This is a genomic window from Streptacidiphilus carbonis, from assembly GCF_000787775.1.
In the GTDB taxonomy this organism is placed as follows: Bacteria; Actinomycetota; Actinomycetes; order Streptomycetales; family Streptomycetaceae; genus Streptacidiphilus; species Streptacidiphilus carbonis.
In genome coordinates this window covers 1-23993 of sequence record NZ_BBPM01000011.1, presented here as the reverse complement: position 1 = coordinate 23993, position 23993 = coordinate 1, and the positions used below count along the sequence as shown (strand labels likewise).

Annotated in this window: 20 protein-coding genes; 12 read left to right on the top strand and 8 right to left on the bottom strand. The window is 73.4% G+C overall.

Features of this window, described 5'->3' with window-relative positions:
* Positions 1–16: 16 nt before the first annotated feature.
* From TR46_RS10865 to TR46_RS10850, 4 genes are read right to left on the bottom strand one after another with little or no spacing between them, the layout of a single operon-like run.
* A complete protein-coding gene (locus tag TR46_RS10865) occupies positions 17–505 on the bottom strand; it encodes a DUF742 domain-containing protein (protein WP_084718266.1) in 489 nt (162 codons plus the stop codon).
* Between the two features lie 19 nt (positions 506–524).
* The gene (locus TR46_RS10860) at positions 525–956 is read right to left on the bottom strand and encodes a roadblock/LC7 domain-containing protein (protein WP_042397621.1); all 432 of its coding nucleotides are present in this window, start codon (positions 954–956) and stop codon (positions 525–527) included.
* The gene (locus TR46_RS10855) at positions 928–3729 is read right to left on the bottom strand and encodes a sensor histidine kinase (RefSeq protein WP_052432703.1); all 2802 of its coding nucleotides are present in this window, start codon (positions 3727–3729) and stop codon (positions 928–930) included. Before TR46_RS10855 ends, TR46_RS10860 begins: the two co-directional genes overlap by 29 nt.
* A gap of 58 nt (positions 3730–3787) precedes the next feature.
* Complete coding sequence (locus tag TR46_RS10850) at positions 3788–4564, bottom strand: MHYT domain-containing protein (RefSeq protein ID WP_042397997.1); 777 nt, start codon at positions 4562–4564, stop codon at positions 3788–3790.
* A gap of 216 nt (positions 4565–4780) precedes the next feature.
* Between TR46_RS10850 and TR46_RS10845 the strand changes: the two genes are divergently transcribed.
* Positions 4781–5554 carry a MerR family transcriptional regulator gene (locus tag TR46_RS10845; protein ID WP_042397618.1) on the top strand — a complete coding sequence of 258 codons (774 nt, stop codon included), beginning with the start codon at positions 4781–4783 and terminating at the stop codon, positions 5552–5554.
* A 156-nt stretch (positions 5555–5710) separates the two neighbouring features.
* Here the strand turns inward: TR46_RS10845 and TR46_RS10840 are convergent, their stop codons facing one another.
* Entirely contained in the window at positions 5711–6586 is an 876-nt protein-coding gene (locus tag TR46_RS10840; protein WP_042397615.1) for an SCO6745 family protein, read from the bottom strand.
* 156 nt (positions 6587–6742) lie between these two features.
* On the opposite strand from TR46_RS10840, the gene TR46_RS10835 reads away from it, so the two are divergent.
* The 8 genes from TR46_RS10835 to TR46_RS10800 all read left to right on the top strand — a co-directional run bounded on the left by TR46_RS10835 (position 6743) and on the right by TR46_RS10800 (position 17322).
* On the top strand, positions 6743–8305 hold the full coding sequence (locus tag TR46_RS10835) for an MFS transporter (protein WP_042397612.1): 1563 nt from the start codon (positions 6743–6745) through the stop codon (positions 8303–8305).
* 101 nt (positions 8306–8406) lie between these two features.
* Positions 8407–9042: a maleylpyruvate isomerase N-terminal domain-containing protein gene (locus TR46_RS10830; RefSeq protein WP_042397609.1), complete on the top strand. Its 636-nt coding sequence runs from the start codon at positions 8407–8409 to the stop codon at positions 9040–9042.
* A 118-nt stretch (positions 9043–9160) separates the two neighbouring features.
* Positions 9161–9478: a type VII secretion target gene (locus TR46_RS10825; RefSeq protein WP_042397606.1), complete on the top strand. Its 318-nt coding sequence runs from the start codon at positions 9161–9163 to the stop codon at positions 9476–9478.
* A gap of 1 nt (position 9479) precedes the next feature.
* A complete protein-coding gene (locus TR46_RS37815; RefSeq protein ID WP_052432702.1) occupies positions 9480–10676 on the top strand; it encodes a WXG100 family type VII secretion target in 1197 nt (398 codons plus the stop codon).
* Positions 10673–11275: a hypothetical protein gene (locus tag TR46_RS10815; RefSeq protein WP_152626408.1), complete on the top strand. Its 603-nt coding sequence runs from the start codon at positions 10673–10675 to the stop codon at positions 11273–11275. Before TR46_RS37815 ends, TR46_RS10815 begins: the two co-directional genes overlap by 4 nt.
* Before the next feature lie 63 nt (positions 11276–11338).
* Positions 11339–12508, top strand: a complete 1170-nt coding sequence (locus TR46_RS10810) for an exonuclease SbcCD subunit D (protein ID WP_042397601.1) — start codon at positions 11339–11341, stop codon at positions 12506–12508.
* Positions 12508–15531 carry an AAA family ATPase gene (locus TR46_RS10805; RefSeq protein WP_042397598.1) on the top strand — a complete coding sequence of 1008 codons (3024 nt, stop codon included), beginning with the start codon at positions 12508–12510 and terminating at the stop codon, positions 15529–15531. The genes TR46_RS10810 and TR46_RS10805 overlap by 1 nt, the downstream gene beginning before the upstream one ends.
* 141 nt (positions 15532–15672) lie before the next feature.
* Complete coding sequence (locus TR46_RS10800) at positions 15673–17322, top strand: glycoside hydrolase family 13 protein (RefSeq protein WP_042397595.1); 1650 nt, start codon at positions 15673–15675, stop codon at positions 17320–17322.
* A 139-nt stretch (positions 17323–17461) separates the two neighbouring features.
* Here TR46_RS10800 and TR46_RS10795 read toward each other — a convergent pair whose 3' ends face one another.
* Complete coding sequence (locus TR46_RS10795; protein WP_042397594.1) at positions 17462–19846, bottom strand: Tex family protein; 2385 nt, start codon at positions 19844–19846, stop codon at positions 17462–17464.
* A 106-nt stretch (positions 19847–19952) separates the two neighbouring features.
* Between TR46_RS10795 and TR46_RS10790 the strand changes: the two genes are divergently transcribed.
* On the top strand, positions 19953–20444 hold the full coding sequence (locus tag TR46_RS10790) for a GNAT family N-acetyltransferase (protein WP_042397591.1): 492 nt from the start codon (positions 19953–19955) through the stop codon (positions 20442–20444).
* Here the strand turns inward: TR46_RS10790 and TR46_RS10785 are convergent.
* Positions 20425–21111 (bottom strand): carboxymuconolactone decarboxylase family protein, encoded by a 687-nt coding sequence (locus TR46_RS10785; RefSeq protein WP_042397588.1) that lies wholly within the window; start codon positions 21109–21111, stop codon positions 20425–20427. The two genes, TR46_RS10790 and TR46_RS10785, sit on opposite strands and share 20 nt — an antisense overlap.
* Before the next feature lie 105 nt (positions 21112–21216).
* On the opposite strand from TR46_RS10785, the gene TR46_RS10780 reads away from it, so the two are divergent.
* Positions 21217–22092, top strand: a complete 876-nt coding sequence (locus TR46_RS10780) for a helix-turn-helix transcriptional regulator (RefSeq protein WP_042397585.1) — start codon at positions 21217–21219, stop codon at positions 22090–22092.
* 125 nt (positions 22093–22217) lie between these two features.
* On the opposite strand, the gene TR46_RS10775 is transcribed toward TR46_RS10780, so the two are convergent.
* Complete coding sequence (locus TR46_RS10775; RefSeq protein WP_042397992.1) at positions 22218–23072, bottom strand: thioesterase family protein; 855 nt, start codon at positions 23070–23072, stop codon at positions 22218–22220.
* Positions 23073–23159: 87 nt separating this feature from the next.
* On the opposite strand from TR46_RS10775, the gene TR46_RS10770 reads away from it, so the two are divergent.
* Complete coding sequence (locus TR46_RS10770) at positions 23160–23960, top strand: SDR family NAD(P)-dependent oxidoreductase (protein WP_042397582.1); 801 nt, start codon at positions 23160–23162, stop codon at positions 23958–23960.
* Positions 23961–23993 lie beyond the last annotated feature (33 nt).

Sequence of the window (23993 nt, the reverse complement as noted above, 5' to 3'; positions counted from 1 at the left end):
GTCGTCGGCAGGGGGGTCAGAGTGCACGGAGGCCATTGATCACTTCTCGCAGGATGCGCTCGTCGGGGAGCATGGCGGGAGAAACCGGACGGCTGACGCGGATCAGTCCCGCGTCCAGCAGGTCGCCGAGGAAGACCCGGACGACACCAACGGGCAGGTCGAACTCGGCGGCGATCTCGGCGACGGACTGGGTCCGGCGCCGGCACAGCTCCAGGGCGGCGGCCGACTCGGGGCCGAGACCCGGCACCGGGCCCCAGGGCCCCGCACCCTCGTGCACCGGATGGGTGGGGTCGGCGGTGATCAGTGCGATCAGGTCGAACGGCTCCCCGGCGGTCCTGGTCCGCCCCCGGGTGAGGGCGTAGGGGCGGACCACGGGCCCGGCGGCGTCGTCGTACCAGCGGCTGTCGTCGCCGTGCTCGACCGGCTCCCGCTGCTCCCACCCGTACGGCGGGTCCCAGTCCGGTGCCTGTTCCCACCCCTGCGGCGGGAACGGATAGTCGTCCATGTCGCGTTACCGTTCCCGGTCAGCCCGCTGCGGGGTCGTCGGCCGCGTCGGGACCCGAGCGCGGCGGGGTGTGCAGATGCTCGCCGACCCGGCGCACCATCCGGGCCATCTCATAGGCGACCAGGCCGATGTCGGCGTCGGCCCCGCTGAAGACCGCCAGACAGGTGCCGGATCCGGCGGCGACGACGAAGAGGAAGCCGCTGTCGAACTCGATCATCGTCTGGTGCACGCCGCCGGCCTCGAAGTGCCGTCCGGCCCCCTTCGCCAGGCTGTGGAAGCCCGAGGCGACGGCCGCCAGGTGCTCGCCGTCCTCCCTGGTCATCCCGGCCGAGACGCCGAGGGCCAGGCCGTCCCCGGAGAGCACCACCGCGTGCCGGATCTGGCCGACCCGGGACACCAGCTCGTCCAGGAGCCAGTTGAGCTCACCGGAGTAGTTCATCGTCACGGGCATCGGCTGTCTCGCTCTCCTGCTGGATTCTCAGATGGCGCCGGGGCGGCGTGCCTTGCTGCTGGCCCGGGGAGTTGCGGCCCCTGGCCCAGCCCTCGGCCAGGGCGGTCATGGTGGCGCGGGCGCCCTCCGGGCTGCGGGCCGTACCGCCGGCCGGGGCGCCGCCCCGGTCCTGACGGTCCTTCGGGGCCTCGCGCAGCTGGGTGGCCAGGCTGGCCTGCCGGACCCGGTGCGGCAGTTCGTCCTCCCCGGCAGCGGGTCCCGCCGCGGCGGGGGCGGTCCCGGTGCGGTCGGACACGGCTGCCGGTGGCGTACGGTCGCGACGGCCGCCGTCAGTCGGCCGCGACGGCTCCGGCTCGGCGGCGGGTTCCGGCTCCGGGGCCAGTTTCCGCACCGGCATCGGCGTCGGGACGCCTGGGACCGCCCGGCCCGGACCGCGACCGCCCGGCCCAGCGCCGTCGGGCGCCAGGCCGACCCGACCTGTACCGCCCGCGCCTGTACCGCCGCCGCCCCTGCCGCCCGGGCGGGCACCCGCCGCACCCACGCCGGCTGACACCGCTTCGGCCGTCTCCCCGTCGGCCGGATCCGCTCCGGCCGGAGCGAAGCGGCCGCTCCGCCCGTGGGCGCCACCCGCCCCGGTCGCCTCGGCCCGCTCGCGAGCCGACGGCTCGGCCCGCCCGCGGCGGTTCTGACCGGGCTCCTCCAGCAGCGCGTTCGGGAGCAGCACCACCGCCGTGGTCCCCCCGTACGCGGAGGTCCGCAGCGAGACCTGGATGTCGTGGCGCTTCGCCAGCCGGCTGATCACGAACAGGCCGAACTGGTCGGTGTCGAACAGGTCCGCCTGCCGGGCGTCGGCGATCCTGCGGTTGGCCTCGGAGACCGCGTCCCGGCCCATGCCCAGGCCGCGGTCCTCGACCTCCAGCACATAGCCGGTGCCGACCTGCTCGCCGCTGACCACCACCTTGGTGTGCGGGGGCGAGAAGCTGGTGGCGTTCTCCACCAGCTCGGCCACCAGGTGGGTGAGGTCGGCCACGGCCTTGCCGGCCACCGAGGCGCCGGGCAGGTCCCGCACCTCCACCCGGGCGAAGTCCTCGACCTCGGCGACCGCGGAGCGCACCACGTCCAGGAGCGGGACGGCCCTGCGCCAGGCCCGTCCGGGGACGGCGCCGGAGAGGATGATCACGCCCTCGGCGTGCCGCCGCATCTGGGTGGTGAGGTGGTCCAGCCGGAACAGCCCCTCCAACTCGGCCGGGTCGTCGGTGGCCCGCTCCATCCCGTCCAGCAACGAGAGTTGACGGTGCACCAGGACCTGGCTGCGCCGGGCCAGGTTGACCAGCACCCTGGCCACCCCGGCCCGCTCGACGGCGGCCCGCAGCGCGGCCCGGTGGACCGTCCCGAGCGCCTCGCTGACCTGGGCCAGCTCGTCGCTGCCGGCCCGGACCTGCGGCGCCTCGGTCTCCACGTCCACGTCGCCGCCGGCCCGCAGCCTGGCCAGCGCGTCCGGCAGTCGGCGCAGGGCCAGGTCCAGCGCGGAGTTGCGCAGCCCGACCAGCTCCTGCACCAGGTCGCGTCCGATCCGCACCGACACCACCAGCGAGACGATCACCGCGAGCAGACCGAACAGCATGGCGGCGCCGTTCTTGCTCAGGAAGCCTGCGGAGTACGGGTTGGCGCCGGCGGTGGCCGCCGCGCCCGCCGCCGTGCCGAAGGCCGCGAGCTGGGCCTGGACGGCGTGGGCCGTACCGGTCCAGCTGTCCGCGGGAATCTGACGCACCGGCCCGGTGCCGGGCCCCTCCGCCTTGACCACGGCCTCCAGCTGCGCCAGGGCCTTGGCCTGACTGCCGTTCAGCACCGCCGTATAGGCGTCCTGGTCGGCCGGGCGCAGATCGTCGACCGCGCCGGCGACCAGTCCCCGCCGGGCGTAGAGCGCGCCGGTGAACTCCTGGTACTGCTGCTGGCTCATCCGACCGGCGGCCTGGGCGGCCTGCTCGGCGGTGTCCTCGCGGGCCAGCAGGTCGTCGGCCCTGGCGAGTTCCAGCAGCACGCGGGCGTCCGAGGCGGCCGCGGTGCTCTGCACGGCCTGCTGCTGCACCTCGGTGAGCGCGCCGTCGACACCGAAGGCGGCGTCGATCACCGTGCCGTAACCGGAGACGACGGACTGCCAGTCGGCGGAGCGGCCGGTTACCTGGTGCCGCAGCGCGGTGAGCCCGTCGGTGGCCGTGCCCAGGGCGTCCAGCCGGGACGGCAGCGCGGCGCTGAGGCCGGCGTTGTCGGCGGCCCCGACCTGCAGGTCGCCGTCCAGCACGGACATGGTCCGGTCGGTGGCGGCGGACGCGGTCGCGAAGGCGGAGGCGCGCGCCGGATCGGGGGCGGCGGCGTAGACGGCGGCCGCGGTGCGCTCGCCCTGGAGCGCGCCGACGGTCGCGGCGACCGGGGTGAGCAGGGTCGCGTCCACATGCTTCAACCGCACCAGCGCGTCGACGTTCTGCGCCGTGGTGACAGTGGCGAAGCCCCACAGCGCGATCAGCGAGACCACCGGGACCATCAGCAGGCAGATCACCCGGGCCCGTACGGATCTGGGCGCCAGGGAGCGGAACGGGTCGTCGGTCCGGGCCGGTGCCGGGGAGCGGAGCGGCGTCGGGGCCGTCCGGGGCGGGTTCCGCGGCGGCAGCGGCTCCTCGTCGGCGGCCGGGGGGCCGGCGTGGGCGGGGCGGGGACGCGCTGCACGGTCCGGTCCCGCGTCGGTGACCGGGGCAGCCCCCCGTGGTCGGCGCATTCGATCCTCATTCCGCTTCATCGACTGGTCTGCTGACATTCCCTCAGTGCTTGGGCGCTCAGTGCGTCGGCGCTGCCGCCCGCAGCTGTTCGGCGCCGGCCGCGGCCGCCCGCTCCTGGGCCGTGGGCGACAGCGCGACGAAGGCCGCGGTCAGGAAGAGGAACGAGCCCAGGCCCACCACCAGCGGGAAGACGAACTCCATCACCGTCGCGCCGGGCAGCGTCCCCTGACCGGGCCGGACCACGACGGTGACCGCGGCCATCCCTGTGTAGTGCATGGAGGTGACGGCGACGCCCATGATCAGCGCCGCCGCACCGGCCGCGACCCGGCCGTGGACGTTCAGCCCGGCCCACAGCGCGGCCGTCGCGGCGACCACCGCGATCAGCACGGACACCGCGACCGTCGTGGGCCGGTAGCCGACGCTGCCGTGCAGCCGCAGCGCGTACATGCCCAGGTAGTGCATGGCGGCCACGCCGAGTCCGGTGGTGAGCCCGCCGACCAGCAGCGAGCGGCCGCGGTGCCGGCCGTAGCCGACGGCGAAGACGCCCAGGCCGACGAAGAACACCGCCACCAGCAGGCTGAGGACGGTGATCGGGACGTCGTAGCGGATGTCCGAGCCGGCGACCGAGAAGCCGAGCATCGCGACGAAGTGCATGGTCCAGATCCCCGAGCCGATCGCCGCGGCCGCGGTCAGCAGCCAGTTGCGTTTGGCCCGGCCGTCGGCCTGCACCGCGCGGACCGTGCAGCGCAGGCCCAGCGCCGAGCCGAGCACGGCCATGGCGTAGGACAGGATCGGGGTGAGCCAGCCGTAGCCGAGCTCGGACATACTCCCCATGTCTCCCATGGCGGTCATGGCGGCTCCCTGTCCCTGCGTCGTGGGCGTACGCCGGTACGGCGAACCGCTGCACCGGGCGCCGGGGACGCTACTCGCCGTGTTCGCCCGATTACCTGAATTACGGCGAAAGTTCAGCGGAGGCGTTCCGCTTGTGCTGCACTGGACTGCTTCACACCCGTAACCGGCACCCGAACCGGTGCCACTAGGCTCGTCCAGGTGAGCGACAGCCCGGCACACCCGCACGCGCATCCGCATCGTGAGTTCCGCACCGAGGACCTGGCCAGGGAGGCCGGCATCCCGGTCCGTACGCTGCGCTTCTACCGGGAGAAGCGGTTGCTGCCGCCGCCGCGGCGGGAGGGCCGGATCGCCTGGTACTCCGACGAGCACCTGGCCCGGCTGCGGATCATCGGCGACCTGCTGGAGCGCGGGCACACCCTCGGCGGGATCGCCGAGCTGCTCGCGGCCTGGGAGAGCGGTCGCGACATGGCCGAACTGCTGGGCCTGGAGGCGGCGATAGCGGCGCCGTGGTCGGAGGAGACCCCGGTGCCGATGACCGTGCGGGAGCTGGACCGGACCTACTCGGGCCAGGTCGACGCGGCGGCGCTGGCCGAGGCCGCCGCGCTCGGCTATCTGACCGTGGAGGGGGACGCCGTCCGGCACATCAGCCGCAGACTGCTGGACGCGTCCGCCGAACTGGTCGCCGAGGGGATACCGCTGAGCGCGGTCCTGGAGGCGGCGCACGGGGTCCGCGCGAGCGCGGACGCCCTCGCCGACCTCTTCGTCGACCTCGTCGACAAGCAGCTCCTGGGCAAGCTCGGCGCACGGCTGACCACCGAGGAGACGGCCCGCCTCGCCGACACCCTGGCCCGACTGCGGCCGGTGGCCCGGACGGTGGTCGACGTGGAGTTCGCGTTGGCGATGGACCGCAGGGTGCACGGGGAGATCGGCGCGGTTCTCAGCCGGGGGGCTGGCCGCGCGCCGGAGCAGTAGGGCAGTGCACGTCGGTTTTCGACTGCGGACCGGAGCTGGCTGGTCGCGCAGTTCCCCGCGCCCCTGGTAGGTGCAACCTGGCCACAGTGGTTCAGTTGCAGCCCCCAGGGGCGCGGGGAACTGCGCGACCAGCCGTGCACAACGGCGCACCCGGGCTCAGGCCTCCGGAAACTCCCCGGTCGGCATCCGCAACCCCATGCCTTCGGCGACCCTCGTGCTCAACGGCGCCGCCAACTCGTGGAGACGGTGGCACCGCTCGGGGCCGAGTGCCAGCCACGGCGCCGTGGCCAGACGGTCCGTCATGGATTCCACCTGCTCACGCAGTTCCCCACCCGCCGCGGTCAGTTCACCGTCCGCGGTGAGCAGTCCGCGCGCGGCCAGGCGGGCGATCCCGGCCGCCCAAGCCGCGTCGTCCCACCCTCGTCGGGGCTGCAGGCTGCGGCGGCGTTCCGCGCCGGTGGCGACGATGCTGGTCAGTGCCTCGACCGCGTCGAGTCCGGCAGCGAGCAGGGCGACGTTGTGGCCGTCCCCGCGCCACTCCCGCAGGGTGGTCGCGGCCTGCCAGAGCGCCAGGTGCGGCTGGTCCGGCACCGGCAGCACCGCGTTGGCCGCGCCGAGCGGCCGCCCGTACGGCGCCGCGGCGCAGACGGCGGCGGCCTCCACGGCCAGCTCCGCCGCCTCGGCCAGCTCCGGCGAGGCGAGCAGTTCCGGACCGAGGGCCTCCCGCAGCCCCGCGTCCACGGCCTCCAGGCGCAGGGCGAGCAGCTTCTCGGCGCCGAGGCCGGACCCGCGGACGCAGGACAGCTCCAGCGCCGTCAGGGCGGGCTCGAAGTGGTAGAAGACCGCGTCCACCACGGCGGTGCCGACATCGCCGAAGGGTGCGACGCGTCCGGCGTAGTAGGGGCTCCACGGTCGGTCCAGGCCGGCCGCGTGGAAGACCGAGAGCGCCTTCGGCGCGAAGACCACGGCCAGGTGGTAGGGCTCCAGCAGGTCGCGCATGGAGCGGGCGATGCGCAGATCCAGGGGTCGCATGGGCCTCACCCTAGGACAGGTGCTTCGCCATGTGAACACTTTCCATCCTGAACCTTTTAACTTGACTACCTAAAGCATCAGGGCCTAAGGTCCCCTTTATTGCTTGATGAACTCAAGCATCCAGTACCTGAACCTTCCGAAGGACCGCTGACCACCATGAGCCATGCCGTCTCCTCCTCAACCGCCCAAGCGCCGGCGTCCGCGCGGCGCGGCAGCACCCCGCTGATCGCCGCGCTCGGGCTCGCGGCGGTGGTCGTCGCCATGGCGCAGACCCAGGTCATCCCGATCCTCACGCTGCTCGGCACCGACCTGCACGCCGGCGCCGCGGGCGTCAGCTGGGTCACCACCGCCACGCTGCTCTCGGCCGCCGTGTTCACCCCGCTGCTGGGCCGGGTCGGCGACCAGTTCGGCAAGAAGCGCACCCTGCTCGCCGTGCTGGTGGTCATGGTCATCGGCTCGGTGCTGGCCGCGGCCACCACCTCGCTGGCGCTGCTGATCGTGGCGCGGGTGCTCCAGGGCTCGGCCACCGCGATCTTCCCGCTGGCGCTGTCGATCATCCGCGACGAGGTGCCGCGGGAGAAGCTGCACGGTGCGATGGCGCTGGTCAGCAGCACCCTGGCGTTCGGCAGCGGGCTCTCCCTGGTGGTCACCGGGCTGCTCACCCAGGGCGTCCACCCCGACTACCACTCGGTGTTCTGGTTCTCCACCGGCGTCTCCGCGCTGGCCCTGATCGCGGTGGCCTTCCTGGTCCCGGACGGCGGCGTGCGCACCGGCGGCCGGATCGACTTCCTGGGCGCGAGCACCCTCGCCGTCTTCCTGGTCCTGCTGCTGCTGGGCATCTCCCAGGGCCACACCTGGGGCTGGTCCTCCGGCCGGATCATCGGCTGCTTCGTCGGCGCCGTGGTGATGGCGGCGGTCTGGGTGCTGGTCGAGCGCAAGGTCGCCAACCCGCTGGTGGACATGCGGATGTTCGCCCACCGCCAGGTCGCCTTCACCAATGTCGCCGGGCTGTTCGTCGGCTTCGCCTCCTTCGCCATGTTCATCGGCGTCTCCTATCTGGTGCAGATGCCCGCACAGCTGGCCGGGTACGGCTTCACCGCCTCGGTGCTCCGCGCCTCCACCGAGTACCTGCTGCCCAGCACCCTGGTCTCGCTGGTCGCCGCGCCGGTCGGCGGCATCCTGGTCCGCCGCGTCGGCGCCCGCTACACCCTCGCCATCGGCTCCCTGGTCGGCGTGGCCGGCTTCGCCTGGCTCGCCTGGGGCCACGGCTCCACCCCGAACGTGATCATCGCCGGCATCCTCGCCGGCATCGCCATCGCCTTCGGCTACGCCTCCATGCCGGCCCTGATCGCGGCCAGCGTTCCGGTCGAGCAGACCGGGATCGCCAACGGCATCAATTCCATCTCCCGCTCCGTCGGCAGCTCGATCGCCTCCGCCGTGGTCACCTCGCTGCTGGCCTCCAAGCTGATCGCCGGCCTGCCGGCCGGCGTTCCCCCGCTGCCCGCCGAGAGCCAGTTCACCACCAGCTTCGTCCTGGCCGCCGGCGCCCTGCTGCTCACCATCGCGGTAGCCCTCTTCGGCCTCACCCGCCACAGCCGCCCGATGGCCACCGCCCCGGTCGCCGCCGCGATCCTCAGCGAGACCGCGGCCGAGCTCAAGGCCGAGGCCCGGGCCGAGGCCGACGAGGACGCGCCGGTCCAGGCCGACGCCAGGGCCTGACCGCACGCCCTCGCACAGCCGCCGCTCGCGCCACCCGACCGGGTGTCCCGCGAGCGGCGGCTGCGCGTACCGGCGGGCCGTCAGGCGGTACGGTCCTGACCATGGCTTCGCTGACTGATCATGTGACCGCGGACGATCTCGAGTCCTCCGTGCACCTCGCCGTGGACACCCTGCGCGGGGTGCCGGCCGACGCCTGGGACGCGAACGCGGGATCGCTGGAGTGGACCTGCTGGGAGACGGTCGAGCACCTGGCCGACGACCTGTTCGCCTACGCGGCCCAACTCGGGCCCCGCACGCCGCCGCTGGACGGGGAGGTGCCGTTCCTCTGGGAACGGAGGCGGGTGGGCGGGCCGGCCAACGTCGTCTTCGCGAACCGTGCGGCCGGGCCGGACGGTCTGCTGCAGGTGCTGGAGGCGAGCGGGGCACTGCTGGTCGCCATGGTGCGGACCACGCCCGGCACCGTCCGCGCCCACCACGGATTCGGGAACGCCGACCCCGAGGGCTTCGCCGCGATGGGCATCGTGGAGACCCTGGTGCACACCTACGACCTGGCGCAGGGCCTGGACCTGCCCTGGGCCCCGCCCGCCGACCTCTGCGCCCGCGTCCTCACCCGGCTGTTCCCCGACGCCCCGGCGGACACCGACCCCTGGCCCGCCCTGCTCTGGTGCACCGGGCGCGCGGCACTGCCCGGACTCCCCCGCCGCACCAATTGGCGCTGGTACGGCGAGCCCGCCTGATCCGGTGGTGATCCGGTGATGATCCAGGGCCAGTTGCAAAGCGTCGGTATGCGCATGGCAGGCTGCTCCTGGCAGTAGGGCGGCCCCAGGGCCGAAGCCAAACGGGGAGATCAGCACCATGAGCGACCATTTCCAGGTCCATCCGGACTCATTGGCCGGCCTGTCCGGCGACTTCACCGTGTCCGCGGACGAACTCGCCACCGCCACCGCCGCCTTCGCGGGCGGCATCGCGGACGTCGGCCAGGCATTCGGCCTGCTGGGGGTGTGCGACGGGATCGCCGGCAAGTATCTGGAACTGACCCAGCACACCATCACCGGGCTGGGGCAGCTGGAGGCGCTGCTGCGCTCCGACGCCACCGGCCTGACCAGCAGCCAGACCGCCTACCACGCGGTCGACGCGCACAACTCCGCCCTGTTCAAGGGGGTAGCCGGCTGATATGGGCGTCAACAGCGCGATCGCCGGAAAGGTCGCCAAGGTCCTGGAGCTGCTGGACATCCCCTGGCCCGGCGGCGACCCGAACACCCTGCGCCATCTCGCCTCGCAGTGGCGGAGCATGGCCGGAACCCTGCGCACCACCGGCTCCCAGCTGAACACCGCCGCGGCCGGAGTGGTCGACCGGACCTGGACCGGAGCGGCCGCGGACGCATTCAACGCCCACTGGAAGCAGCAGTACCAGGCCTTCAGCACCAGCGCGGGCAACTTCGACCAGATCGCCACCGAACTGGACACCTTCGCCACCCAGGCCGAGGCGATCATCGAGGAGATCGTCGAGATCGCCCTGGAGATCGCCGAGATGGAGCTGGCCGGGGCACTGCTGACCTTTGTCACCGCGGGCATCTCCGACGCGGTGAGCGCCGCCGCCTCGGGGGCGCGGGCGCTGCGCATCGTCAAGCTGGTGGACCGCTTCATCAAGCTGGTCCAGAAGGGCGTCGAGGCGATCGAGAAGCTGATCGAGGCGGCCAAGGAGATGGGCCGCGCGGTGAAGCTGATGACAGAGTTCCTGGTCAACGGCGTGAAGAACACCGCAATGAACTTCATGGGCACCGAGGTCACCGACATGATGAACGGCAGCCGCAGTCAGAGCGTCCTCGACGACGCCAAGGACTCGGCCTTCGCCGGCTTCGCCGCCTCCGGGGCCGGCCTCGGCCTGAACGGGCTGGGCAGGGGCGCCACGGCGCTGGTCGGCGACGGCGCGCATGCGGCGCCGAGCCGGATATCCGCCGCCCTGGACGGCTTCGGCAAGCTCTTCGACGGACGCGAGGGCGAGGCCGCCGCCGCGCTCACCCCGGGCCGGCGGATCAGCGGACAGGTCCTCTCCGGCGGCCTGACCAGCGCGGCGGGGCAGTCCTTCGACGACGCCATGGACGGCAAGAGCACCGGCGACAACATCCACGACTCCGTGGTCAGCGGCATCACCGGCGGCATCGGCGCCGGGCAGGTGCAGCACAGGACGGAGACGGCGGGAGCGCATGAGAAGGATCCGCTCGGCGAGCAGAACTGGTTCAATATCACCCGAAACGGGCGGACCTACGGCGAGGGCGGAGCGCTCAACGGCGCCGCCACCGCCACCCCGGCTGCGGGCTCGCCGGGCAGCCAGGACAACGGGGCGAACGGAGCGGTGAAGGTCCCTTGAGTACGACTGCGTGGATTCTGCTGGTTGTCATCGGCCTCCCGATGCTCGGGCTGGCGGTCGGGATTCCGCTGGGCAAACGGCGTCTGGACGCCGGGGCGCGTACGGTGCTGGACCGGCGGCCGGGCTGGAGCTACAGCGCTCTGGGGAACGGCGTCGACGCCGGGGTGCTCGCCCTGGTGCCCGAACGCCTGGAGCCGCCGGTGAGCTGGGCGCTGGTCGGCCCGGCGGCGGTGGACGGACGTCCCGAGCTGTCCGCCCGGGCCCAGGCGTTCCGGGTCAGCACCCGCAGCAACCAGCGCAACCGCACCGGCACGCATTACACCGTGGCCTCGCTCGGTTTCGACCGGACCACGCTGCCCATGGCGGACTTCCGGCTCCGGCAGCAGTTCGTGCTGCCCGCGGGCGCCGAGGCGGTCCCCACGGCCCGGGTCACCGAGCTGCTCCAGCAGTACGACATGGGCGTACGGCTGAGCGGGGACCGCGCCGTGGCCTGGAGCAAGCAGTGGCACGACCTGCCCACGGCGGCGGGCATGACGGACGCACTGCTGGAGCTGGTGTCGCTGCTGCCGGCCGAGGTGCTGGAGGTCGAACAGCAGTAGCAGCGCTACCGCCTGGGCAGCGACGGCCGGACTTGTCAGTGGTCGTTGTTACTGTCGTTGGCTATGCGACTCCTGCACACCTCCGACTGGCATCTGGGGCGGACCCTCCACCGGGAGGACCTGCTTCCGGCCCAGCGCGCCTTCCTCGACCACCTCGTCGCCACGGTCCGGACCGAGGCGGTCGAGGCTGTGCTGGTGGCCGGGGACGTCTACGACCGGGCCATCCCCGGGCTGGGCGCGGTGGAGCTGTTCGACCGGGTGCTGCGGGAGCTGGCCGAGCTCGGGGTGCCGGTGATACTGATCGCCGGAAACCACGACTCGGCGCGGCGGCTGGGGGTGGCCGCCCGGCTGATCGAGCGGGCCGGGGTGCATCTGCGCACCGAGCCGGAGCGCTGCGGGGAGCCGGTGCTGCTCGCCGACGAACACGGGCCGGTGGCGGTGTACGGACTGCCCTACCTGGAGCCCGCGTTGGCCGGGGCCGGGCTCGGCGCCGCGGCGGTGAGCCATGCGGCGGTGCTGGAGGCGGCCATGGGCCGGGTCCGCGCGGATCTGGCGGACCGTCCGGAGGGGACCCGGTCGGTGGTGCTGGCGCACGCCTTCGTGGTGGGCGGCGAGGTCAGCGACAGCGAGAGGGACATCGCCGTGGGCGGGGTGCCCAGCGTGCCGGCGTCGGTGTTCGAGGGCGTCGACTACGCGGCGCTGGGACATCTGCACGGGTGTCAGACGATCAGTGAGCGGGTGCGCTACAGCGGGTCCCCACTGGCCTACTCCTTCTCCGAGGCGGACCACCGCAAGTCCATGTGGCTGGTCGACCTGGGCCCGCAGGGGGAGGTCGCGGCCCGGCGGACCGACTGCCCGGTGCCCCGCCCGCTCGCCCGCCTGCGCGGGCAGTTGGACGAACTGCTGGAGGATCCCGGGCTGAGCCGGCACGAGCAGTCCTGGGTCCAGGCAGCGCTCACCGACCCCGGCCGTCCGGACCGGGCCATGGAGCGGCTGCGGGCCCGCTTCCCCTACGCCCTGCAACTGTCCTTCGAGCCGGAGGGCGAGCTCGGCGACGGGCTGCCCTCGTACGCGGCGCGGACCCGGGGGCGCAGCGACACCGACATCGCGCTGGGCTTCGTCCGGCACGTCCGGGGCCGCGGACCCGGCCCGGAGGAGGAACTGCTGCTGCGGGAGGCGACCGAGGCCGCCGGTGCCGGCGCGGTCGAGCTCGCCGAGGCGGGTGGGCGCTGATGCGGCTGCACCGGCTGGCGATGACCGCCTTCGGCCCCTTCGCGGACACCCAGACCGTCGACTTCGACGCCCTGGCGGCCGGCGGCCTGTTCCTGCTGCACGGTGCCACCGGCGCCGGCAAGAGCAGCGTCCTCGACGCCGTCTGCTACGCCCTGTACGGGACGCTGCCCGGCAGCCGGCCCCGCACCAGGCTGCGCAGCGACCACGCGGCGGCCGAGGTGCGCACCGAGGTGGTGCTCGAACTGACCCTGGGCGGCCGCCGGTTGGAGATCACCCGGAGCCCGGAGCAGGTCAGGACGAAGCGACGGGGCCAGGGGCTGACCACCGACAAGGCACAGACGCTGCTGCGGGAACGGGTCGCGGACGGCGCGGAGGACGCGGAGGACGACAACGGCACCGACTCCTGGCGCGCGAGCAGCCGCTCGCACCAGGAGATCGGCACCGAGATCCAGCAGTTGCTGGGCATGAGCCGCGAGCAGTTCTGCCAGGTGGTGCTGCTCCCCCAGGGTGGCTTCGCCCGCTTTCTGCATGCCACCGCCCCGGAGCGGGCCGAGCTGCTCGGGCGGCTGTTCGACACGGCACGCTTCGGCGCCGTGGAGGGCTGGCTGGCGGAGCGCCGGCAGCAGACCGAGAAGGCCTGCCAGGCGGTGCTGGGCGAGATCGGCTCCCGACTGGAGCGGCTGCGCGAGGCGGCAGGCACGGACGAGCCGCCGCCGCTCGATGTGCACGCCGACTGCCTCTGCTGGGCGGCCCAGCTCCGGGTCGAGGCCAGGGAGCTGCTGACCATCGCCGAGTCCTGGCACCGGCTGGCGCTGGAGCGGCGCCGACCGGCCGCCGATCGGGCCCGCGCGGTCGAGGTGCTGGCGGACCGTCAGCAGCGGCACGCGCACGCCGTCCGGCGCTCGCACGAGCTGGAGGCGCGCTCCGGGGAGCAGCGGACCGCGGAGCACCGGCTGGAGCGAGCCCGGCGCGCCGAGGCCGTGGCCCCGCTGCTGACGCTGCATCAGCAGGCGCTGCTGACCCGGCGCCGGCTCGACGAGGCCGAGCGGCGGGCCCGGGCCGCGCTGCCCGCCGCCGTGCTCGCGCCCCTCGACGCCGACCGGGCCGACACGCACCGGGCCGACGCCGAGAAGTTGGCAGCGGCCGAGCACGCCACCCGCGAGGAGCTCGGCGGCCTGCGGGCGCTGCTGCCGGCCGAGGAGCAGTTCCAGGCCAATGAGCGGTCCCGGCGCCGGCTGGAGGCCGAGCGCGACGACGCCGAGTCCCAACGGGCGGAGGCCGCCGAGTGGTTGGAGCAGTGGCCGGCACTCAGGGACCGGGCCGCCGCGTCGCTGGACCGGGCGAAACTGGCGCTGTCCCGGTCCGAGCAGTTGGACACCCGGCTCGCCGAGGTCCGGCAGCGCTGCGAGGCCGCCGAGCGGGCGGAGGCGCTGACCAACCGGCTGTCGAACGCCGAGGAGCGCGCCCGCACGCTGCGGGAGAGTGCCAACCAGGCCCATGAGCGCTGGCTGGAGCTGCGCGAGCGCCGGCTGCAGGGCATGGCGGCCGAACTGGCGGCCCGACTGGCCGAGGGCGAGGCCTGCCCGGTCTGCGGCTCCGCCGAGCACCCGGCACCCGCCCGGCCGGGGCCCGGGCAGGTCACCCGGGAGCAGGAGCAGCACGCGGAACAGGCCCACCGGGAGGCGGCCGACCGCGCCGACACCGCCCGCGAGGACGTCCAGGGGCTGCGCCGCCAGATCGACTCCCTGACCGCCGTCGCCGGTGACCGGTCGGCGGCTGAACTGCGCGGCGCGGCGGACCAGTTGCGAGCCGAGCAGGCCGAGGCCCAGCAGCAGGCGGCGGCCGGTCTCCGGGCCCAGGAGGAGCTGGACCGGCTCCAGCACGAACAGGGCCTGCGCAGCGAGGCGGAGGTGGCGGCCGCCTCGATGCTGGCCGCCCGCACCGCAGGACTGGACGCGCTGGCCGACGAACAGATCCGGCTGACGGCCGAGTTGGAGCGCGGCCGGTCCGGGGCGGTGTCGGTGGCCGCCCGGGTGGCCCAGCTGGAGCCGCTCGCCGAGCGGCTGAACCAGGCGGTCTCCGCCGTCCGCGAAGCGGCGGCGGGGGCGCAGGCCCTCGCCGGAGCGGAGGCCTCGGCAAGGGCGGCGGCCGAGCGGGAGGGCTTCGCCGATCCGGGCCAGGCCGAGCGGGCGCTGCTCCCGGCCGCCGAGGCCCTGCGGCTGCGTGAAGCGGTGGAACGGCACCGGGCCGAGCTGGCCCGGGTCCGCACCGAGCTGGCCGACGAGCAACTGCTGGCCGCCGTAAGGCAGCCGGTGGCGGACCCGGCGGCCGAGCAGGCGGCCGACCGGGTCGCCGAGCAGCAGCTGCAGCAGGCCTACGCCCGGCTGCAAGCGGCCAGGGACCGCTGCGCCGCGCTGGACCGGCTCAGCGCCGGCCTCACCGTGGAGGTGCGGCGGCTGGAGCCGCTGGCCGCAGAGCACGCCACCGTGGCGGGCCTGGCCGGGCTGGCTGCGGGCACCAGCAGCGGCAACCGGTTCCGGATGTCCCTGGAGACCTACGTCCTGGCGGCCAGGCTGGAACAGGTCGCGGCGGCGGCCGGATCGCGCCTGGCGGTGATGTCCCAGGGTCGCTACTCCCTCGCCCACACCGACCTGCGGGCCAGGGGCGGCGGCCGCTCCGGCCTGGGCCTCAGCGTCCTGGACGCCTGGACCGGCCAGGAGCGGGACACCTCGACGCTCTCCGGCGGCGAGAGCTTCTTCGCCTCGCTGGCGCTGGCCCTGGGCCTGGCCGACGTGGTCACCGACGAGGCCGGCGGCATGCCGCTGGACACCCTCTTCATCGACGAGGGCTTCGGCTCGCTCGACGAGGACACCCTGGAGGACGTCCTCGACGTCCTGGACCGGCTGCGCGAACGCGACCGCGCCGTTGGCATCGTCAGCCATGTCGCGGACCTCCGGAGCCGCATCCCCACCCGGCTGGAGGTCCGCAAGGGCCGCAACGGCTCGACCCTGCACCAGACCTGAGACATCCGCCCCCACCGCACCCCCGCCCTGCCCTGCCCTGCCGACCGCCGGTCCACCGTCTCGGACGCCCTCTACCCCCGTCACCCCGCGCAAAGGTAGAAAAGACAACAACAGCACCGACGAACGACAAGGCGGTCCCACGTGCAGGATCCGACGGAGAGTGAGCCCTGGTGGCGCGGGGCGGCCATCTTCCAGGTGTACCCGCGCAGCTTCATGGACGGCAACGGCGACGGCACGGGTGACATCGCCGGCATCCGCAGCCGGCTGCCCTACCTGGTGGAGCTCGGCGTGGACGCGCTGTGGATCTCGCCCTGGTACGTCTCCCCGCTGGCGGACGGCGGCTACGACATCGCCGACTACCGCGACATCGACCCGGCCTTCGGCACCCTCGCCGAAGCCGAGGCGCTGATCGCCGAAGGCCATGACCTGGGCCTGCGGACCATAGTCGACCTGGTCCCCAACCACTGCTCGGACCAGCACCCCTGGTTCCGCGCGGCGCTGGCGGCGGACCCCGGCTCGGCCGAGCGCGCCCTGTTCCACTTCCGCCCCGGCCGAGGCCCCGGCGGCGACCTGCCGCCCAACGACTGGCAGGCCCACTTCGGCGGCTCCGCCTGGCAGCGCACCACCGACGCCGACGGCCGGCCCGGCGAGTGGTACCTGCACATGTTCGCGCCCGAGCAGCCCGACTGGAACTGGGACAATCCGGCGGTCCGCAGCGAGTTCGAGTCCGTGCTGCGGTTCTGGCTGGACCGGGGCGTCGACGGCTTCCGCATCGACGTCACCGACCACCTGGTCAAGGAGCAGGGCCTGCCGGACTCCGCCGGGCACCACGGCCGCCCCGACCCCTGGCGCGACCAGGAGGGGGTGCACGAGATCTACCGCAGCTGGCGCACCATCACCGACGGCTACCCCGGTGAGCGGATGTTCGTCGCCGAGCTGTGGGAGAACAACCCGGCCCGCTTCGCCCGCTACCTGCGCGCCGACGAACTGCAGACCGCGTTCAACTTCCCGCTGCTGAAGTCCGCCTGGGACGCCGCCGAGCTGCGCGGCGTCATCGACGACACCCTGTCCGCGCACGCCCTGGTGGGCGCCCCGCCGACCTGGGTGCTGTCCAACCACGACACCACCCGCCATGTCACCCGCTACGGCCGCGCCGACACCACCTACGACTTCGACCGGGCCGGCCGCTTCGGCCGCCCCGTCGACGTGGACCTGGGCACCCGCCGGGCCCGCGCCGCCGCGCTGCTGACCTTCGCGCTGCCCGGCAGCGTCTACGTCTACCAGGGCGACGAGCTGGGCCTGTGGGAGGTCGAGGACATCCCGGACGAACTGCGCCAGGACCCCACCTGGCTGCGGTCCGGCCATGTCGACCGGGGCAGGGACGGCTGCCGGGTGCCGCTGCCGTGGAGCGGCACCGAGCGCCCGTTCGGCTTCAGCGCGGGCCCGGGGGACGCGGACGCCCCGCCCTGGCTGGACGTCCAGCCGGCCGCCTGGAAGGACCGCACCGCCGCTGCCGAGTCCGGCGCCCCCGGATCGCACCTGGAGCTCTACCGGGCCGGGCTGCGGCTGCGCCGAGCCGAGCCCGGGCTCGGCGACGGGCCGATGGGCTGGCTGCCGTCCGCGCCGGACGTTCTGGACTTCACCCGCCCCGGCGGCTTCCGCTGCGTGGTGAACCTGGGACCGAGCCCGGTCGCCCTGCCCGAGCGGGCCGAACCACTGCTGGCGAGCGGGCCGTTGGAGGGTGGGCTGCTGCCCTCCGACACGGCCGTCTGGCTCCGTTGGGAGGAGTGAACCAAAAAGGAAGCCCCCTTCCGCACGGGGGAGCGGATGGGGACTTCCTTGGATCATCGTACGATTGCGGAACCGGGCACCCCGACCATTGGGGCACCAGGATCCAATGTGCCATCACCTGATGGCAGCATTGCCCCGGTCAGCGGGTCAGACCCGCCCTGCGCAGGGCATCCGCCATCGCGCTGTTCGCCGCCGGCGCCGGTGCGTTGCCGCCGCGGGGGTTCTCGCGCCGCGGTTGCGGCGTCCGGCCCTGCCCCTGCCGCTGGCCCTGCTGCCGCTGAGCCGGGGCGCCCTGGCCCTGACCCTGCTGCTGGCCGCGCGGCCCGCGCTCCTGCTTGGGCTTGGCCTCGTCGTCCAGCCGCAGCGTCAGCGAGATCCGCTTGCGCGGGATGTCCACCTCCAGCACCTTCACCCGGACGATGTCGCCCGACTTCACCACCTCGCGCGGGTCCTTGACGAAGGTCCTGGACAGCGCCGAGACATGGACCAGCCCGTCCTGGTGCACGCCGACGTCGACGAAGGCGCCGAAGGCCGCGACATTGGTGACGGTGCCCTCCAGCAGCATCCCCGGCTCCAGGTCGGAGAGCTTCTCCACGCCCTCCTTGAACGCCGCCGTGCGGAACGCCGGACGCGGGTCGCGGCCCGGCTTCTCCAGCTCGCGCAGGATGTCGGTGACCGTCGGCACACCGAACTGCTCGTCGGCGAAGGCCGTGGGGCTCAGCCCGCGCAGCACCGGGCCGTTGCCGATCAGCGACTTCAGGTCACCGCCGGTGGCGGCCAGGATCCTGCGCACCACCGGGTAGGCCTCGGGGTGCACGCTGGAGCCGTCCAGCGGGTCCTCGCCGCCGGGGATCCGCAGGAAGCCCGCGCACTGCTCGAAGGCCTTGGGGCCGAGCCGCGCCACGTCCTTGATCGCTTTGCGGCTGCGGAACGGGCCGTTGGCATCGCGGTGCGCCACGATGTTGTCGGCCAGGGTCGCGCCGATGCCCGACACCCGGGTCAGCAGCGGCGCCGAGGCCGTGTTGACGTCCACCCCGACGCCGTTGACGCAGTCCTCGACCACCGCGTCCAGCGAGCGGGACAGCTTGGCCTCGGAGAGGTCGTGCTGGTACTGGCCCACGCCGATCGACTTGGGGTCGATCTTCACCAGCTCGGCCAGCGGGTCCTGCAGCCGCCGGGCGATGGAGACAGCGCCGCGGATCGACACATTGAGCTCGGGCAGCTCCTGCGAGGCGAAGGCGGAGGCGGAGTAGACGGAGGCGCCCGCCTCGGACACCACGGCCTTGGTCAGCTTCAGCTCGGGGTGACGCTTGATCAGGTCCCCGGCCAGCTTGTCGGTCTCCCGCGAGGCGGTGCCGTTGCCGATGGCGATCAGGTCGACCCGGTGCGCCGCGCAGAGCCTGGCCAGGGTGGCGATGGACTCGTCCCAGCGGTTGGCGGGGACGTGCGGGTGGATGGTGTCGTGGGCGACCACCTTGCCGGTCGCGTCGACCACGGCGACCTTCACGCCGGTGCGGAAGCCGGGGTCCAGGCCGAGGGTGGCCCGGGTGCCCGCCGGGGCGGCCAGCAGTAGGTCGCGCAGGTTGGCGGCGAAGACCCGGACCGCCTCGTCCTCGGCCTCGGTGCGCAGCCGCAGCCGCAGGTCGATGCCGAGGTGGACCAGCAGCCGGGTGCGCCAGGCCCAGCGGACGGTGTCCAGCAGCCAGCGGTCGCCGGGGCGGCCCCGGTCGCTGATCCCGAACTTCTGGGCGATCCGGGACTCGTAGCCGCCCGGGGCCTCGGCGTCCGCCTCGTCGGCGTAGGGCTCCATGGTGAGGTCGAGGATGTCCTCCTTCTCACCGCGCAGCATCGCCAGCACCCGGTGCGAGGGCAGCTTGACGAAGGGCTCGGCGAAGTCGAAGTAGTCGGAGAACTTCGCCCCCGCCTCCTCCTTGCCGTCGCGGACCCTCGCCGACAGCCGGCCCCGGCCCCACATCCGCTCGCGCAGCTCGCCGACCAGGTCGGCGTCCTCGCCGAAGCGCTCGACCAGGATCGACCTGGCGCCCTCCAGCGCCGCCGCGGCGTCCGCGACCTCCCCGGTCACGAACGCGGCCGCCTCGGCCTGCGGGTCCCGGGCCGGGTCGCCGAGCAGCAGCTCGGCCAGCGGCTCAAGACCGTTCTCCCGGGCGATCTGCGCCTTGGTGCGGCGCTTGGGCTTGTAGGGGAGGTAGATGTCCTCCAGCCGGGCCTTGGAGTCGGCGGCACGGATCTGCGCCTCCAACGCCTCGTCGAGCTTGCCCTGGCTGCTGATCGACTCCAGGATCGCGGCCCGGCGCTCCTCCAGCTCCCGCAGGTAGCGCAGCCGCTCCTCCAGCGTGCGCAGTTGGGCGTCGTCGAGCTCGCCGGTCGCCTCCTTGCGGTAGCGGGCGATGAAGGGCACGGTCGCGCCGCCGTCGAGCAGGTCGACCGCCGCCTGCACCTGCCCGGCCCGTACACCGAGCTCCTCGGCGATGGTCTGCTGGATGGACGCTGTCTGAAGGGTCACGCGCGGTTACCACTCTCTCGCAGGGATGCCACCTGCATTCTGCCGCGCCCGACACGCCGACCGAAACCACTGGCACCGGCGGGTCGGCAGCGGCAGGCTGGCGGACATGCTGATCCGAGACGCCGAGGCCGCCGACTGGGACGCCGTCTGGCCCTTCTTCCGGACCATCGTCGCCGCGGGCGAGACCTACACCTACCCGCGCGACCTGGACGAGCCCACCGCCCGCGGGATGTGGATGCTCGCCCCGCCGGGCCGGACCGTCGTCGCCGTCGACGAGACCACCGGCGATGTCCTCGGCAGCGCCAAGATGAACCCCAACCACATGGGCGGCGCCTCCCACATCGCCAGTGCCAGCTTCATGGTCGACCCGGCCCACGCCGGCCGCGGCGTCGGCCGCGCCCTCGGCGGGTCCATGCTGGCCTGGGCCCGCGCCGAGGGCTACCGCGCGGTCCAGTTCAACGCCGTGGTCGAGTCCAACACCCGGGCCGTCGCGCTGTGGAAGTCCCTCGGCTTCGAGGTCATGACCACCCTCCCCGAGGGCTTCCTGCACCCCACCCTGGGCTACGTCGGCCTGCACATCATGTACCGGCGGCTGTAGCCAGCAGGGCGTCGAGGACGTTGAGGGCGCGCCAGGTCCGGGTCATCCCGAACGGCGCGGTGGCGCGGACCGCGGCCCGGACCTCGTCGGGGGTCGCGCCCGCGCCCAGCGCGCGGCCGACGTGGGCGCGGAAGCTCTCCTGGAGGGTCTGGTAGGCGACGTCCACCGCCATGGTGGCGAAGGCCCGCTCGCGGACGCTGATCCGGGACATGCCGGCGCGCATCCGCGACTGCAGGTCCATGTAGTCGGCGAAGTCCGGGTCGAGGGCGCGCACCTCGGCGCGCATCGCCGCGGGCATGGGGCTGCCGGTGCCGTCCGCGTCCACCTGGTGCCGCTGGCCGGTCGGCCCGGGCAGGCCGTGTTCGCGCTCGATGGCGGCCAGCCGCTCCAGGGCGGCCAGCGCCGCCGGGTAGCCGCTGTCGTAGGAGAGGAAGCGGAGCAGTTCGCGCAGGTCGTCGGCGTCCAGGCCGTTGTCCAGAGCGGCCCGCACATGCAGTTCGTAGGGCATCCCGAGGACCTGTGTGCAGACGTCCCCGACGAGGCCGATCAGGGCCAGCTCACGCGGCGTCAGCTCCTTTCCCGCCCTTGCGCGTTGAAAGCTCGCGGCGGCCATCTCCGCGAACACGGGGTCCAGTTCCTCGACAGTTGCCTGGCTCGGCAGCGCCATGACGGCTCTCCTTGAGTGAACGGCTGTAGGGCTACGACTGTAGTCCTACAGCCCGTCAGAAACAATGCCGGACCGTTGTCAGTGGTGTGATGCAGGATGGGTGGCATGACGACTGCACCCGCTCGTCGGACCGAGCTCGCCGCCTTTCTGCGCAGCCGCAGGGCCAGGATCACGCCGGAGGAACTGGGACTGGCGCCCGGCGGCCGACGGCGCACGCCCGGACTGCGACGGGAGGAGGTCGCGCTGCACGCCGGGGTCGGGGTGACCTGGTACACCTGGCTGGAGCAGGGTCGGCCGATCAACGCCAGCCCGCAGGTGCTGGACGCGATAGCCAGGACGCTGCGGCTGAACCAGCCGGAGCTGAGCCACCTCTACCGGCTCGCCGACATCCGCACCGCACCGGCGCCGCCGCCCTGCGACGACCTGGACCCGACCATCCAGCAGATCCTGGACGACTTCCGCACCTCCCCGGCCTGCGTGCTCAACTCCCGCCTGGACGTGCTGGCCTGGAACGCGCCCTACGCGGCGCTCTGGCCGCGGTTCCGCGGGTCGCAGGGCCGGAACCTGCTGTGGCTGAGCTTCACCGTCCCGTCCTGCTGCAGCTCGCTGGTCGAGCGGGAGGTCGACCTCCCGCTGCTGGCCGCGCTCTACCGCACCCACTACGTCCGGCACCTGGGGGATCCGGACTGGGAGGGGCTGGTGGAGGACCTGCTGGCGGTGAGCCCCGAGTTCGCCGAGATCTGGTCCCGGCAGGACGTCGCCGCCGCGTCCACCCGCACCAAACGCCACCAGCATCCGGCGATCGGTGAACTACGGGTGGTGGTCAGCAACTTCGAGGTGCTCGCCGCCACCGACATCGAGCTGGTCGTCTACACCCCGGCGGACCAGGAGAGCCGCGACCGGATGCAGTGGCTGCTGGACCACCCGGAGGCGCGGGGGTACGAGCACGACCATCCGGAGGTCCTGTACATCACCGCCTAGCCGGCAGCCGGACCGCCCGGAGGCGCGGACGGGCCCAGGGCAGGAGCCAAGGGCGCCGACCGCCGGGTCGGCGCCCCTCCGCATACCGCCGGTCACCCCGGCGGGAGGCTCACGCCGGCGGGAACTCACGCCGAGCGCGGCACAACCGCCAACTGCCGGGACTGGGCCACCAGTCGGCCGGACGCGTCCCAGACCTCGGCGTCCTCCTCCAGCAGCCCGCCGGCCAGGTTCCGGGTCGAGTGCACCACGCGGAGCCAGCCGGGGACCGGACGGGCCCGGACATGGGCGGTGAGCTCCAGCGTCGGCGTCCAGCCGAAGAGGCCGAGGTCGAAGGTGACCGGCGGCAGCGCGTCCACGGCGAACAGCAGCATCAGCGGGTCCGGCTCGCGGCCGTCCGCGAGCCGCAGCCAGCCCTGGATCCGCCCCTCCCCCGACGGCTTCCCCAGCGCCCAGCCGACGCAGGCCGGGTCCAGCCGCAGCTCCAGCCGCTTCAGCAGGGCGGCCTCGCTGAGGAAGTCGGGAGGCGCGAGCTCGGAGCTGACGCACTCCTCCGGCGGCGGCATCACCGGCGGGACGGCGCTGGTGCGCACCTCGCCCTTGAGTGCGTCGAGGTCGCCGTAGGAGGCCAGCACCCGCAGCCGCTCCACCGGGTCGCCCCGGTCGTCCCGTTGCAGCAAGGTGGCCGCGCCCGTGCTGAAGTTCCGGCCGCGGCGGACGGTCTCGGTGCGGATCTCGCCGGGACCGGGACGGCCCGCGGAGATGTAGTAGGCACTCAGCGAGAACGGGTCGCCGTGGTTGTTCACGGCGCCCAGTTCCTGCCGCAGGGCGTTGCCGGCCAGGGCCAACAGGAGACCGCCGTTCATGCCGCCGCCGATGCGCCAGCCCGGGTCCAGCTCGGCGTCGTACACCGAGGGCACGCCGGGGCGGGCCGTGACGGCGATCCCCCGGTCGAACTCGGACGCCTGATCCGCTGCCGTCATGCCGGTCACCCCTCAATAAGTTACTTGCCAGTAGCTAAGTGTACTGTCGCTTCCAAAGTCAAGGTGACCCTGATAGTCCTCGGTGGCATGACGGGCAATGAGCTGACGGACCCCTTCGGCCTGAACGAACGAGTCGCCGTGGTCACCGGCGCGGGCAGCGGCATCGGACGGTCCACCGCCCGGGTGCTGGCAGCAGCGGGCGCCTTCGTCGTCTGCGCGGACGTCAACGCCGCCGCCGCGACCGCCACCGCCGAGGGCATCGGCAAGACCGCGGTCGCCGCGGCCCTGGACGTCACCGACCGCGCCGCGGTCTTCGCACTGATCGAGAACACCGCCGCCGAGCAGGGCCGGCTGGACATCCTCTGCAACATCGCCGGGATCATCCGTACCGGCAAGGTGGTGGACGTCCCCGAGGAGGACCTGGACGCGGTCCTGGACGTCAACTTCAAGGGCACTTTCCACGCCTGCCAGGCGGCCGCGCGGATCATGTCGGCCGGAGGCGGCGGATCCATCGTCAACACCGCCTCCGGCGCCGTGGACACCGCGCAGCCCGAGATCATGAGCTACTCGGTGTCCAAGGCCGCCGTGGTCCAGCTCACCCACAACCTCGCCGCCGAGGTCGGCCGCTACGGCGTACGGGTGAACGCGGTGGCGCCGGGGCTGGTGCGAACCGCGATGACCGGTCGGCACTACCTGCTCCCCGACGGCAGCATCGACGAGGCCGCCCGCGCCGCCGCCGAGAAGCCCCTGCGCCGGATGTCCCCGCTGGGGATGATCGGCGAGCCGGAGGACATCGCCTACGCCGTCCGCTACCTGGTCAGCGATGCCGCCCGGTTCGTCACCGGACAGATCCTGCGTCCCAACGGCGGCGTGGCGATGCCCTGGTGACGCCGGCCTACCTGCCGCGCTGGGTGCGGTAGC

Bases quoted from the DNA above. Each gene is read 5' to 3' on its own strand.
- TR46_RS10830 (WP_042397609.1), top strand. From the start codon at position 8,407: ATGGCTTCGCTGACTGATCATGTGACCGCGGACGATCTCGAGTCCTCC.
- TR46_RS10860 (WP_042397621.1), bottom strand. From the start codon at position 956: ATGCCCGTGACGATGAACTACTCCGGTGAGCTCAACTGGCTCCTGGAC.
- TR46_RS10840 (WP_042397615.1), bottom strand. From the start codon at position 6,586: ATGCGACCCCTGGATCTGCGCATCGCCCGCTCCATGCGCGACCTGCTG.
- TR46_RS10825 (WP_042397606.1), top strand. From the start codon at position 9,161: ATGAGCGACCATTTCCAGGTCCATCCGGACTCATTGGCCGGCCTGTCC.
- TR46_RS10805 (WP_042397598.1), top strand. From the start codon at position 12,508: ATGCGGCTGCACCGGCTGGCGATGACCGCCTTCGGCCCCTTCGCGGAC.
- TR46_RS10790 (WP_042397591.1), top strand. From the start codon at position 19,953: ATGCTGATCCGAGACGCCGAGGCCGCCGACTGGGACGCCGTCTGGCCC.
- TR46_RS10850 (WP_042397997.1), bottom strand. From the start codon at position 4,564: ATGGGGAGTATGTCCGAGCTCGGCTACGGCTGGCTCACCCCGATCCTG.
- TR46_RS10855 (WP_052432703.1), bottom strand. From the start codon at position 3,729: ATGCGCCGACCACGGGGGGCTGCCCCGGTCACCGACGCGGGACCGGAC.
- TR46_RS37815 (WP_052432702.1), top strand. From the start codon at position 9,480: ATGGGCGTCAACAGCGCGATCGCCGGAAAGGTCGCCAAGGTCCTGGAG.
- TR46_RS10810 (WP_042397601.1), top strand. From the start codon at position 11,339: ATGCGACTCCTGCACACCTCCGACTGGCATCTGGGGCGGACCCTCCAC.
- TR46_RS10780 (WP_042397585.1), top strand. From the start codon at position 21,217: ATGACGACTGCACCCGCTCGTCGGACCGAGCTCGCCGCCTTTCTGCGC.
- TR46_RS10835 (WP_042397612.1), top strand. From the start codon at position 6,743: ATGAGCCATGCCGTCTCCTCCTCAACCGCCCAAGCGCCGGCGTCCGCG.
- TR46_RS10775 (WP_042397992.1), bottom strand. From the start codon at position 23,072: ATGACGGCAGCGGATCAGGCGTCCGAGTTCGACCGGGGGATCGCCGTC.
- TR46_RS10785 (WP_042397588.1), bottom strand. From the start codon at position 21,111: ATGGCGCTGCCGAGCCAGGCAACTGTCGAGGAACTGGACCCCGTGTTC.
- TR46_RS10865 (WP_084718266.1), bottom strand. From the start codon at position 505: ATGGACGACTATCCGTTCCCGCCGCAGGGGTGGGAACAGGCACCGGAC.
- TR46_RS10770 (WP_042397582.1), top strand. From the start codon at position 23,160: ATGACGGGCAATGAGCTGACGGACCCCTTCGGCCTGAACGAACGAGTC.